The 12,445-nt window shown below is 34.7% G+C and carries 19 protein-coding genes; 17 read left to right on the top strand and 2 right to left on the bottom strand.

The annotated features are described in order from the left end of the window. The first annotated feature begins 93 nt into the window (after positions 1 to 93). The 13 genes from D8793_RS01980 to D8793_RS01920 all read left to right on the top strand — a co-directional run bounded on the left by D8793_RS01980 (position 94) and on the right by D8793_RS01920 (position 7,419). The gene (locus D8793_RS01980) at positions 94 to 963 is read left to right on the top strand and encodes a hypothetical protein (protein WP_062004527.1); all 870 of its coding nucleotides are present in this window, start codon (positions 94 to 96) and stop codon (positions 961 to 963) included. Positions 964 to 1,068: 105 nt separating this feature from the next. Continuing rightward, entirely contained in the window at positions 1,069 to 1,728 is a 660-nt protein-coding gene (locus tag D8793_RS01975; RefSeq protein ID WP_125370761.1) for a DUF6572 domain-containing protein, read from the top strand. Between the two features lie 327 nt (positions 1,729 to 2,055). Then, positions 2,056 to 2,289, top strand: coding sequence for an Imm74 family immunity protein (locus D8793_RS01970; RefSeq protein WP_125370762.1), 234 nt, complete (start codon positions 2,056 to 2,058; stop codon positions 2,287 to 2,289). A 20-nt stretch (positions 2,290 to 2,309) separates the two neighbouring features. Then, the gene (locus tag D8793_RS01965) at positions 2,310 to 2,864 is read left to right on the top strand and encodes a hypothetical protein (protein ID WP_125370763.1); all 555 of its coding nucleotides are present in this window, start codon (positions 2,310 to 2,312) and stop codon (positions 2,862 to 2,864) included. A 70-nt stretch (positions 2,865 to 2,934) separates the two neighbouring features. Next, positions 2,935 to 3,357: a hypothetical protein gene (locus D8793_RS01960; RefSeq protein WP_125370764.1), complete on the top strand. Its 423-nt coding sequence runs from the start codon at positions 2,935 to 2,937 to the stop codon at positions 3,355 to 3,357. A 60-nt stretch (positions 3,358 to 3,417) separates the two neighbouring features. Then, on the top strand, positions 3,418 to 3,897 hold the full coding sequence (locus tag D8793_RS01955) for a hypothetical protein (RefSeq protein ID WP_125370765.1): 480 nt from the start codon (positions 3,418 to 3,420) through the stop codon (positions 3,895 to 3,897). Positions 3,898 to 3,947: 50 nt separating this feature from the next. After that, positions 3,948 to 4,274, top strand: a complete 327-nt coding sequence (locus D8793_RS01950; protein ID WP_125370766.1) for an Imm59 family immunity protein — start codon at positions 3,948 to 3,950, stop codon at positions 4,272 to 4,274. Between the two features lie 15 nt (positions 4,275 to 4,289). Next, positions 4,290 to 4,622: an Imm59 family immunity protein gene (locus D8793_RS01945; protein ID WP_125370767.1), complete on the top strand. Its 333-nt coding sequence runs from the start codon at positions 4,290 to 4,292 to the stop codon at positions 4,620 to 4,622. Positions 4,623 to 4,674: 52 nt separating this feature from the next. After that, a complete protein-coding gene (locus tag D8793_RS01940) occupies positions 4,675 to 5,148 on the top strand; it encodes an SMI1/KNR4 family protein (RefSeq protein ID WP_125370768.1) in 474 nt (157 codons plus the stop codon). 162 nt (positions 5,149 to 5,310) lie between these two features. Beyond that, entirely contained in the window at positions 5,311 to 5,970 is a 660-nt protein-coding gene (locus D8793_RS01935) for a PoNe immunity protein domain-containing protein (protein WP_125370769.1), read from the top strand. A gap of 42 nt (positions 5,971 to 6,012) precedes the next feature. Beyond that, the gene (locus tag D8793_RS01930; protein WP_125370770.1) at positions 6,013 to 6,399 is read left to right on the top strand and encodes an immunity 22 family protein; all 387 of its coding nucleotides are present in this window, start codon (positions 6,013 to 6,015) and stop codon (positions 6,397 to 6,399) included. Between the two features lie 37 nt (positions 6,400 to 6,436). Then, complete coding sequence (locus D8793_RS01925; RefSeq protein ID WP_125370771.1) at positions 6,437 to 6,931, top strand: Imm6 family immunity protein; 495 nt, start codon at positions 6,437 to 6,439, stop codon at positions 6,929 to 6,931. A gap of 74 nt (positions 6,932 to 7,005) precedes the next feature. Then, on the top strand, positions 7,006 to 7,419 hold the full coding sequence (locus tag D8793_RS01920; protein WP_125370772.1) for an Imm6 family immunity protein: 414 nt from the start codon (positions 7,006 to 7,008) through the stop codon (positions 7,417 to 7,419). Between the two features lie 55 nt (positions 7,420 to 7,474). Here D8793_RS01920 and D8793_RS01915 read toward each other — a convergent pair whose 3' ends face one another. Both D8793_RS01915 and D8793_RS01910 read right to left on the bottom strand, forming a co-directional pair. Continuing rightward, complete coding sequence (locus D8793_RS01915; RefSeq protein ID WP_125370773.1) at positions 7,475 to 9,766, bottom strand: hypothetical protein; 2,292 nt, start codon at positions 9,764 to 9,766, stop codon at positions 7,475 to 7,477. Continuing rightward, on the bottom strand, positions 9,759 to 9,974 hold the full coding sequence (locus tag D8793_RS01910) for a hypothetical protein (RefSeq protein ID WP_045759313.1): 216 nt from the start codon (positions 9,972 to 9,974) through the stop codon (positions 9,759 to 9,761). Before D8793_RS01910 ends, D8793_RS01915 begins: the two co-directional genes overlap by 8 nt. A gap of 136 nt (positions 9,975 to 10,110) precedes the next feature. Between D8793_RS01910 and D8793_RS01905 the strand changes: the two genes are divergently transcribed. From D8793_RS01905 to D8793_RS01890, 4 genes are read left to right on the top strand one after another with little or no spacing between them, the layout of a single operon-like run. Next, positions 10,111 to 11,028, top strand: coding sequence for an IS1595 family transposase (locus D8793_RS01905; RefSeq protein WP_125370774.1), 918 nt, complete (start codon positions 10,111 to 10,113; stop codon positions 11,026 to 11,028). Continuing rightward, a complete protein-coding gene (locus D8793_RS01900) occupies positions 11,018 to 11,473 on the top strand; it encodes a hypothetical protein (RefSeq protein WP_045759311.1) in 456 nt (151 codons plus the stop codon). The genes D8793_RS01905 and D8793_RS01900 overlap by 11 nt, the downstream gene beginning before the upstream one ends. Positions 11,474 to 11,475: 2 nt before the next feature. Then, positions 11,476 to 11,763 (top strand): hypothetical protein, encoded by a 288-nt coding sequence (locus tag D8793_RS01895; protein WP_125370775.1) that lies wholly within the window; start codon positions 11,476 to 11,478, stop codon positions 11,761 to 11,763. Next, a complete protein-coding gene (locus D8793_RS01890; protein ID WP_125383765.1) occupies positions 11,756 to 12,304 on the top strand; it encodes a DUF6036 family nucleotidyltransferase in 549 nt (182 codons plus the stop codon). Before D8793_RS01895 ends, D8793_RS01890 begins: the two co-directional genes overlap by 8 nt. Positions 12,305 to 12,445: the final 141 nt, after the last annotated feature.

Below are 12,445 nucleotides of genomic sequence, written 5' to 3'. Positions count from 1 at the left end.
ATTACATTTTTGTTACGCGATGAGCAAATAATGTAATAAATTGATAATATTTTGGTATAATGGATATACTCTTACATAAATAAAGGAGAAAAAATGAAAAAATTGATGAAATTTGGCGTATTGCCTGCTTGTATTCTTTTGTTGGGAGCATGTTCGGCCCTGCCAAAACCACAGAAGAAGAATGCTGAAAACGTGAAGACAGAGCAATCTTCATCTTCTACATCAGAAAAAGAAACCAATGAAAAGCGGATTGAAAAAGACGCAGATATTATCTTGCGTGCAGTCTTTACAGATCACTCTTCAGGTTTCACGACCTTGATGGGAACTTCTGTTGACAAATGGAAGAAAGGTATTACTCAATCTTACGTTGATGAAAACCTGTCTAAATATACGCCAGAAGAAAACTATACGCTTGACTTAAAGACAGAAAAATTCCCTCCATCAAAAATCTTGGAGTTATTTGACCAAGCACGTTTTAAAGTCTTGGCTACGATTGGCGATGATTTTGAAATTACTAAGGTTGAAGACGATGGAGAAACAGCCACTGTAACATTTAAGAGCCGTGCGATTGCAACACGTGATTTGGCCAATTTAATCAATATGACCAAAGCTAGTCTGTTTGAAAATGGAATTGAAGATGTAAAAGCCTTGGAAGACTCAACGGATCCAGATCTTGAGAAGCGTTTGGCTTTGGTAAATAACTTCCTCTTCTACTATGCTTTTGATCGTATGAATGAAGACTTTGGTTACATTGCGCCGCGTGAGTTTACAATGGAGTTAACGAAGACAAAAGAGGGTCGCTATATTCTCAATGACGAAAACTTTATTGAATTGCGTAAATCAATTTTTGTAAATGAGTATTCAGCAAATGGTGCAGAAACCCGTAAAGGAAACAAATCAACAGATTCTGGCTCTAAATCTGACTCAAGCTCCTCTTCATCTTCCGATAAATCAAAGATCTAATAGTTTGAAATAAGATTTAGGATCTCATTTACATAGATAACGGGTCTGGGGCTTTTTGTCTCAGACTTTTATTTTTCAACTAGCTTGAATTGACGGAGGATATGAATGAAAACAATTTATGTAAGTCAAAAAGACATGTTGGAAATCTGTCAAGATGGGGATAAGTATTTCTTGCGTTATCCAACTTTTAATATTACCTGCCCAGAAGTGATTAGAGAAATCCCCAAAGAAGTTGCTGACAGTTATATGTCGGGAGAACATACTGGCAAAGAGTTGATGAATTATGCGCAGTATGGTTTTTGGAAATCTAAAAAACAGTATACACAAGAAGAGTCAGACAAAATTTTTATACGAAATAATCCTGATCTAATTTTTAATGATTTGTCTGATAATCAAAAAATATTTTCTTCTGAAGAGTTTACTCAAATTGTCACCCAAGCCATCGCTTCAAAATTGAAACCTAGCGAACTTGACGCAATTGGTACAGTTGATAGTCATTTAGAGCTTCTTCTGGTGGATCCAGTTGGCTGGGAGGAAGAGATAGAAGCAGTCCATTTGGAAATTCTGCAAGAAAAAATGAACAATTATATTCACTTCCTCGAAAGCAAGCAGTATGTAGAACGATACGGTGATAAGTTTGATAAAAAAGTCATTCATATTACTTTCCAATATTCTCCATCTGATAATGGATTGGCCTTTCTAGCTGCTGCTCAGAAGACATTGCAAAATACAGATATGAGCTTGAAGGTAGAATTGCCGGAGTGAGTTGGAAAAAAGTAAGTGAAATTTTTGACCAAATATTGACCAAGTTAGATAGAAAAGCCCTTAGAATAGGGCTTTAGGGCTGATATTTATATTCCTGCAATCGTGCGTTCAAGAAGCGTAAAGAAACAAAACGAACACTGAAGATTCAGTGTTTTTTTTTGACCAAATGTTGACAAAGGTCATAAGATATCTATGGTGTGGTATAATAGGAGAAAGTATAAGTACTAATTTGATTGAGATTTCTCTCCTTATAATGAGATCGGATTAAGTATTAGGAACTTGATTCTTGAAAAGGAATAATGATATTTGAGAAAAGAAGGAAATAGAATGAAAATTTCTGGGACAAGTGGCAACATTACTTTCGACTATGAAAATGGCTATGTTTTAAAAGCAGAGGGAGAGTTGTTGACTGATAATAGTTTTCTTGTATATAGGTCAAGCATGCAGAATTGGGAGCCACCATACAATCACATTCGTATCTCACAAAAAAAGATCGATAAACTCATCGAGGAAGTGAAATCCATGATGACTGAGAAAACAATTCAGATAGAATTTATCTGAATTAGAGTAGGAGAAGGGTGATGAAAATCGATTACAGTGAACAGATGCTCACATGGGAGTGGGGTTCTACTGAAATAAAGATAGAATTATCTGATATCATTCATGCAGAATTTAATAAAGATGAGAACATGGTGATTGTTTATTGTGGGGAAAATTTTATTAGCAAAACTATTTTCTACTATAGTTTAGAAGGAAAATTATTAGGGCAACAGAATATAGCGGAAGGGACTTTTGAGTGGAATTATAATGGCCAACATCAGATTGGTTTTCATCATCTACATCATCTTCGCTTTAACCCTAAAAATCAGCGTATCTTTAGCATAATTTGCTCATCAAGCGATTTTGACGAACCATCAGAATTAGAGATTCATAATTTAGAAGGTGAAAAAATCTACCAAATTGAATCTCCTGTAGGATATACAATGTTATACATTTCTGAGATAAGTAAAGAAAAACTGAGAATTGTATGTGAAGCTCTTAAAGAAGATTGTTTTGATAAATTTGGTCGAAGCGATTTTTATTTTAATTTGGATTTAGAAACTAGAAAATGGATAAGAGATGGCGTAGCCTATTGAGTAAGAGAAATAGAAACCTGATTCTTACGATATTTTGGTTGAGAGAAGAACTTGCACTAGGAGAGTACAAATGAAACCAACAAAATTACAATGGGAAGATGTTATCCAGTTTGAAGAAGTTGAAGGATACGGGAAATCCATCTGGAAAAATGAGGACAAGTATTATTTAGTTTTAGAAGAAGGAACCGTGGCTTCTTGGCTAGCGGTTTATGAATTACCAAATGAATTATTTGCCTTACTAGAGAGTGGGGAGAGAACGATACGAGAAGTATCTTGGAAGATTCAGACCGATCGTTGGCCACCAACGGATGAAGAGAGAAGAGAATCTAGAAGAAAATTTATAAGTAAACATCCAGCTTCTTTGATAGATGTCCCTAAAAATAGAAAACTTTTTTCTAAGGAAGAACTTGAAGAGTTGATTCCAATTGCTGAAAAGCAGTGGATTGAATCTGAAGGCAAACTTCCAGATGATTATGTATCACCACTTAAGTAAGGAAGGTGTAAAATGAAACCGACAACACTAGAATGGGACATAATTAAGTGAGATTATCAAATGAAAAATTACAGAAAACTCTTGTTAGAAGCTATCCAAGCAGACAATGTTGCAGCGATTTTGCGAGGTGAAAAAAAATATCGCATAGAGCCTCCGACCTCTGTACCAGATGCTTTTCCAACTGACATTTGCCAAGTATTAGCTAATTACTTCTACAAGCAAGATGATATAGACAAGATTCAAGATATAGTAGAAGGCAGCCTTATGGAGTTATCAAATCGTTCTGCCGTTGATTTGTATATTTCGGTTTTGTTTTTTGATGCAATCCTTTTTATGCAAGAAAAAAATATAGCTAGCTTTACAATCCATACGTCAACAGTTGCACAAGCAATCGCTAAGGGAATTAAGAATTTTCAAAAGGAATTGAACGACAGCATCACTTTCCCAAACGGTCTTGTTAAAATAAAACCAATGAAGCAGCTGGAAAGATTCAATCAAAAATATCAAAAGAATGAACAGTTTTCCATTATTGAGAAATAGTGATGGGAGTTATAACGTTATATAGATAAACTGTTGGTTGGGGCACTAATATGAATGATAATTTGAATTTAGATTTGTTAAAACAAGATGTAGAAAAAGAAATCAGAGAAAAAGGTTTTGAAAATCTTTATTATGCTCTATTTGATGAGAATAGTAGTCAACTTTGGGCCATCCATCTATTCTACCGAAATGAGAAGTTTATGGTAAATAGTCGGGACGACCGGACCTATATAATGGGGAAAACATGGGAGTTTGACAATTTTGAAGAGGCAAAGCTATTTTTTCTTAATCTAATGGAGTCTTTCATCGAAATGAACAGATATTTTGTACAGAATGGAGATTCACCCTACTATTCTTGTAGTTTGTGGGAAAAATAAGGAGGTCAAGCAAAGATGAGAGACGAAGCTAAAGAACGTTTGGATCTGTTGTCAGCCATTCATAATTTAGGATACGAGAGTTTGAGGTATTCTATCTTTAATGAATATGGTCCTGGTGAATGGGAAGTGGTAATCGACTTTGACGATTCTAAGCAAGTGTACAATGTCTACGCTACAATGGATCGAGCAAGTAAGGGAGGAATTTTCGACTTTACAGACTTTTCAGAAGCAAAAGAGAAGTTTTTAAAACTTTTGGGAGATACTATTTTTTTCAATCGTTATTATGTTCAAGAAGGAATGGGTAAGATGTACCCATCCCCATTATGGGACAAGGAAGAAAATGATTAATTCCTCAGAGCTAGTGGTATAAAGATTTTAAATAGAGAAAGAAGCTGAAACTATGAATCAGAAAGAACAAGCAATTATCTCACCTTTGCCAACTGATGCCTTATTGCATGAAAGAGAGGTAGCGTGGAGGGTTAAACTACCTGATGATTATAAGGAATTTATAAAGAAAGAGAATGGGGGCATTCCTTCAAAACGGTATTTTCAATTTAGAAATAATGAGAAAGTAATCGATCGCTTTTTAGCCATACTAGCTATTTCAGGTGAGAAAGCAGAAGAGGTTTACGATATCGGAGTTGTGAGTACGCAATTGGAAGGTCGTATTGTATTTGATGAAGATAATGTCGGAATGCAACTAATCCCCATAGTAGCATTGTATGGTGGAGACTTTCTATGTCTAAATTATGCAGAGGATACTGAAAATCCATGCATTTGTATCTGGTATCACGAGGAATCTTATGAATTGGATCCTGCTGTTGAATTTGTAGCGAACAACTTCACAGAGTTTTTAGCAATGCTATACGAATAGAAAGAAGGTATGGATTAAGATCATTATGACTTAATTTTAGATGCTTACGACTCAGGTGATATTCAAGCACAGCTTGTTAAAATTCAAAAGAATGGCAATATTATGATTAATAATTTAGATGCCAAAGCGAATATCATTAAACCATAGTAGAAAGAAGAAGTTATGATAAGAGATAAACATAAAGATCATGCGTATTTTGAAAAGCGTTTGAATCGTTTACAAGAACACTTAAAAAGGAAAGTAAGTAAAAGTAAAGATATTACGAAAGATTATCTAGAAGTCCATTACCAATTTTTGGTTCTGTTCAATGAAGAACTAGTGAAACTTTCCTATTCTATAGGGGCTTCGAAAGAGGAGATTTTCCCCTATTATCAAGGGCTTCTTTCTAATTTGAAACTCATTGCATCAGAGGGAGTTCTATTTGACTTGGCAGTTAACATTTTTGCTTTGGGAGTTTTTTACAGTGAGCGTAAGGAAGAATTCCTGGATGATTTAAAGGCTATTTATGAGCAGATGGATCACACAGATGGCTTGATTGAATACTACATGGTCTATCTGTTTCATGACAAGATAGTCCCTTTCCATTCGATTTTAGAGTATCAAAGTATGATTGAGGATACTTATGAGAGTGTGGCTAAGGCGCAAGGTTTCTGGTACTATAGCCACTCAGATGCCCTGTGGTATAATAACCATACAAAAGATACCTGTAAGGGCTACTGGAGTTTTGACACCGCCGCAACCTGCAAGATTAAAGGGTTTTTCGACGAACGCTTGAGGGAGTTGGAGTATTTTCCCTATGACCTTTTAGTCCAAAAAAAATAATGCTGAATTTTAAAGAAAAGTTGATTGATCGAAAGGAAATAAATGGAAACAGAAAATACAGTGTCTATCTGGGTAGGTAATTTTGAAAGTAAATCTCAGTTAGATGAATTCCTTACTTTAATTTACGATGATGAAGGTGAAGTGGTTCCGTCACCATTTTATGAAAGTTATGAAATTGATATTGATGATATTGATGACGATCTACTAGAAGCTGAGATCTATGATTTAGAGCACTCAAATCTCGAACAGATGATAAAAGGTGCGTCCTATGACCAGACGATTCTTCGAAATTTAAAAGTGGAAGGAATCAATACGATTATTCCTCCAAGCAACACCATCATTTTGCTTTACAATTATCATTATAGTGCTAATGTACTAGCAAGGGAAAATACGAGATTTATCGGAACTGTAAGATATAAAGAGACGTAGTTTGTTTATCGCAAGGTAGTGAAATGAAAGAAAAAAAATGAAATTTAATGGTAGTTTATTATATCTCCTTCAAGAATTGACTTTTAATCTAATCGATTTTATCAGTCCTTTAGAGTACAAAGAATTCGTTTTGGACTCCTTGAAGCTTGCTAATCAATCGCTTGATCAGGATAGTAAGATTTGTCCTGATTTTTTATACAGCCGTTTGGAGAATGTGGACGAAAAGGATATCTTGACATTTATGGAGCTGGACAAGGAGACTGATTCTCTTGTATGGAGCTGTATTGCCAATTATTTTGCTTTGATTTGCTATCATTTGTATCAGCAATCTGGAGAAAAGTATCTTCCCCAAACAATTGAAAGTGTTGATGAGGAAACGCTAGAAGCTTATGTTTCGAGTTACCAGCAACTAATAGCTGATAATAATCAATTAGTGCAGCAATTATCAGCACTAGACCTTGAACCGATTTTGAATGATCCTTTGGTTGACAATTACTTTGGAGATCTACTTCGTGACATTCAGATGAAATGATGATGTAGCCCCTTTATTAACAATAAGATTATTCCGCAATTTTTTATGTAGCTAGTACTAGCCAAGGAGAAAGTATGTTCGATAGTTATTTTATGCTAATTTTTTCAGAAGCAATCGTTGAACAACTGGAAACACCCTATAAATCTCAGATTCGCTCCGCTTTCGATTCTTGTTGGAGCTTTTTGGAGAATAAAGATAGAGGTGGAGAAGAGCTCTATGCTCTTTTGGATGATGGAACTGATTATGGTGGTATTTTCATTTATATGCAATTGGATGAAAATAAAGCGAATATCTCATCCTGGGATAATATTAGTTATGCGATAGGCGCAACTGCAAAAGCAGCTTATTCATTTGAAAATAAGAAAGAGCTACCGTCTCCTTTGGAAAATATCGACGATTCTTTGATAAAGATTTTTATCGAGAATTTAAAAGAAATCAATTTTAATTTTGGGAACTATATATCAGTTTACACTAAACACAATATATAGTGCTTACGAGAATATGAAAAAGGCGTCTTCCAAGCGGAAGTCGTCTTTTTCATGCTTATTTCAAAAATTCATACTCAAATAAGAATGGCACAATTTCAGAATTATAATATTCTTTTATCATTGTTTTCAATGTATTCAAGTGTCCGTTTAATTCGGGATAGTTATAGATTGTTTTATCATTTTCATCTTTTTCAGATGTGTTAAGTTCATCAATAATCTGATAAACTGAATACGTCAATTTAGAATTATAATTTTCCGTTTTCTTAGCTTCTGTTAGGACTTTTTCCCATTGTTCAAATAAAGCAGTCTCTTTAGAACCTTGTTTCAATTTTGCTAAGTTGACTGTTGCTAGCGTATCTCCATTAGAGTTATCCAGTGACAACTCATTGCGGTAGAATCGTCCATCAGAACCATATAAACTTCTCATGTGATTTTGCGTTTCAAGTGTTGTGAAGAGCAGAATTTTCAATAAGTCTTGTTCAATCTTGTTACTTGATACAGCTTTACTAAAACGTTCAGCGCCATCAGCAGATTTCATAATATTAGCACGCTGTGTCCAGTGACGATTATAAGTAATGTAGCGACTGGCGGCAAACATTGGGAGCTTTTCGATGAAATTGTCTTTTCTTAATGGGAAATACCCTGCACCATTATATAGACTAGCAACTAGTAGAGAAGAAGCCAAGTCAGGATTGTCAAAATTCACTCCAGAAGCTCGCAAATAGCCAATTAGATTGTTATTTATAATTGTCTGAGAAGTAATTTTATTCGTGCCTACTAATTTTGCTCCATTTAACCCCAATACAAAATCAGATAATTTATCGTCACTAAATTTCCGTTTGTCGTAATACACATTACTATATTTCGTATAAATACGATTGATGGTTAAATCTTCTTCTTGTAAGATTTCGTTATTGGCTATATTGAATGCTTCAAGGGTAATATTATCTAATTTTTCATCTACATTTGACCAAAGAATACAAGAAACTAACGCATCAATTTTAGTGTGAAAATGTCTTCGGTTGAAAGCAAATCCACTTTCAAACTTTTTATCAATGAGATGAATTTCTTTCCAATATTTGATTGGGCTATAAATAATGTAACTATCAGTAGGCTGACGAAGATAATATTTGAAACCACTCCAAATAAAGATATTTCCCATCTCATTTACACCCATTCCCTTGATTTCTTGTTTCATCTGTTTCATTAAATAACTTTGTTTCCATTGAGATGATGATGAAGTCTTTTTTGCTTTTTGATGTTCTATACTGCGTGTATCTGCGTAGGGTGGGTTTTCATACAAAATAATTGTTACTTTTGGGTCGTTGATATAGCGTTGAATAATTTCATTATTGATATATTCCTCGCTAAGAGCATCCGCTCCTCGGACTAGCCCCATATTAAAAGTATCTTCTTTTTCAGTTGGTGGAATGATATGACGGACTTTATCTCCAAGCAATTCCAGCAGAACTTTGTATTCATAATATTCTATAGTTGAAAGAACACAGTGACTTAATTCCTCGTCGCTCATCAATTTCTCAAGGTTTCCAGTTCCGGCACATCTATCCAAAATAATATAATCATTTCCTTCTGGAACACGTTTAATAGCTTGTCGGACTAGCTCCAATGACTTTTGAACATAAGGTTCAGGAGTGTAGAAAGCTCCTAAATTTTTCTTTTGCAAATTATCATTGAGTTTATCCATCAAATATTGAAATTGAACATTAGTTTCACCGATATAAGGATTGATAAACTCTTTTAGTTTCTCAGGTTTCCGAATTTCACCAATAATTTTAACTTTACCAGTATGGTCACCGATAAAATCAGACTTTTTAGCTCCTTTATTTTCACGATAAAAACGTTCTGCCCAACCAACAATACAGTTTTCGTCGATGTTAATTTTTGTATATTGCTTTGAACGTAGTAAAGTAATAAGACGACTTTCGTCTAGTTGACTTTGACCGTATTCTAAAACTTCAAGAGGAGCATCAGAAGAAAAACCAGAGGTTTTTACACTTGCACCACCAAAATATACTTTTTCGATATGTATTAAATATTCCTGACTATCAAAAACGTAGATTTTTTCATTCGTTAGCGACACAAGCAGAATGTTTTTGGGAATTTCTTTTCCTTTGATTCTCCGAGCGGATAGATATTTGATGGCTTGGAATAGAACAGTGTTAATATCATTGATAACAACTTTAAATTCAATCAGATTTCCATTTACAATACCATCTGTATAATCCGTTAAAATATCATCTGTTTTCAAAGTTTTATCAACAAGAGGTAGATAATCTTGATAAAACTTGAGTTGTCCATCAACTTCGTTTGAGAAATGGTTAGGCATATTGTAGCTCCCCATTTCTCTCTAAAAACAACTCAGAAAACTCAACATAAAAAGCCTTCTCACAAAAATGTGAAAAAGCCTGTTTTAATGCTTGACAAAAAACACGCCCGATTACATAATCAGTGTGAGCTGTGAGCTGTGAGCTGTGAGCTGTGAGCTGTGAGCTGTGAGCTGTGAGCTGTGAGCTGTGAGCTGTGATTGCGTTCATAATACTTAATTTCCTTTATTTTTGATACTTCTATTATATCAAAATTTTGGAACCTTGCATAGTAGAAGTTTACATTTTTATTGACAAATATTCTTGTTTTCGATATAATATAATCAAGAAGTAAGGAGTATCAGTTATGAAGTTTGAGTTTAAGTCATTATTTGATTTACAATCTGCTTTTCCAGACGAACAGTCATGTATTGACCATTTAGAAAATATGATTTGGGGCGATGTGATTATCAGCCCTTTTGATGCTACTTCAAAGGTCTACAAATGCAAAGGTAACAAATACCGCTGTAAAAATACTGGAAAATACTTCAATGTCAAGACTGGTACTCTTTTTGACAATACTAAAATTGAACTTCGTAAATGGTTTATGGCAATTTGGCTTGTGACTTCTCACAAAAAAGGAATCTCATCTGTGCAATTATCAAAAGATATTGGTGTTACGCAAAAAACAGCTTGGTTTATGCTGGAACGTATCCGTAAGTGTTTTAGTTCTGAAAACAACAATAGTCTTGATGACGTTGTGGAAGTTGATGAAACCTACATAGGTGGTAAAAATAAGAATCGTCATAACTCCAAAAAAGTCAAAAATGCTCAAGGGCGTTCATTGAAAGACAAATCTGCTGTAGTAGGCATGGTACAACGTCAGGGTAAAGTTAATGCTCATCATGTACCAGATACAAAGACGAAAACATTGACTGAACAGATTGTCAAATACGTAAAGGAAACAGCTCAACTTTACACAGATGAATGGCTGGGTTATAATAAAGTAGCTAAGATGTATAATCATGACTTTGTTAATCATGGAACTAGCGAGTATGTGCAAGGTAATGTTTATACCAACACGATTGAAGGCTTTTGGGCTGGATTGAAACGTGGAGTATTAGGAATTTACCATTCGTGGTCTAAGAAATATCTTCAAGACTATGTAGATGAATTTGTTTTTCGTTATAATACTCGTGACTATTCGGATAGTGAGCGTTTTAATCTCCTGATTTCAAATGCCTGTGTCCGAACTAAATACAGGGAGCTGATTTATGGCTACTAATACATTACATGACCTACATTTTGAATTGGAAAGGTCCATCGCTCGTAGAGTTGATAGTAAGCTGATTGGCTATCAGGTCAGCCTTTCAGATGGTTTTTACAATAAGTACACCAAACTCTGGGATAAGACCTATTCCTTTGATTTTGTTACTGAACATCGCTCTTTTTATACTCAACTGACAAAACGTTGTGTTTATGACGTACTTGGAGATAGTCAAAAGAAAATTGACAGAAAGGCTATTGCCAAACAAATGGCAGAGTTAGAAGCCTTGGTTGATATTGCAGAAAGTAAAGAGGAGTTTCAGAACTTTTTTGAGAAAAAATACAGTCTCAAATTTCCTAATTTGAACGATTGCATTTATCAGAAGAAAAAAGAGTTATCTGATTTTGACAAAAAACTTTGGATAGCAATGCACTATAACCCTAGAAAAGATGAGGGGGAATAATAATGACAACATGGTACGATTACATGGTGAGAGCTAGTGAACATGCTGGAAGTGACGGTGATTTGTGGTTTCGCTATCTTTATAAGGTCATTAAAGATGAGGAGACTAGACTAACTACTGATGATGTAGAGCAATTGTTGAAAAGTCCTACCTTAACACCTTTCCAAAAAATAACCCTTCAAGATGCTTTAACAGAAGGCACACACACAAGAGAACACGTTTTGCAGGCGAACCGTAAAAGTCATCCAAAAGATATTTTGAAACTCTTTAGAGAGGGTAACTATGGATAAGAAAGTTTTATTTGAGGCTCTCAATACAGAATTAGCTAAGGAAAACATTGACCTAGAAATTATCTGTGTTGGTGGCTTTGTCCTCGAATACTACAACCTTCGAGGAACACAAGATGTTGATGCTTTTTATCAAGAAGATGTTAAAATCAGAAGCATTATTGAGAAAGTTGGCGATGATTTTGACGTGAATGAGCCTGATGAGTTATGGCTGAACAACAATGTTGCAAATATGAATAAAATACCGCCACTGTCTATCTGTGAGAAGGCATTTAGCTATTCAAATTTGACTGTTTTTGTACCACCATTATCTTACATTCTCGGAATGAAACTAGACAGCGGACGAGATAGAGATAGGCAGGATTCTGGGGAAATTATTAAACTAGTGAAAATTCGTTCTATAAAAGATATTATCAATAAACTCAAAGAATATGGTTTTCAACCAGACCTTTCATTGATATTGGAAGTATTTGAGATAGCCTATGGTATGGAATGGTTGGCAGAATATATGAGTGAACATTATGAAGAATTTAGACATTATTAAAAGACGGTTTCCGTTTGGAAGTCGCCTTTTTTGATATTCTCGAAAATACTATATCTTGTGTCTAGTGTAAACTGGTATATAGTTCCCTTAATTTTTATGACCACGTTCAGGACATCAAAGACTTCCTTGCACGTTGTCAAT

The organism is Streptococcus cristatus (assembly GCF_003943465.1).
In the GTDB taxonomy this organism is placed as follows: domain Bacteria; phylum Bacillota; class Bacilli; order Lactobacillales; family Streptococcaceae; genus Streptococcus; species Streptococcus cristatus_C.
This window is presented reverse-complemented; position numbering and strand designations above follow the sequence as displayed.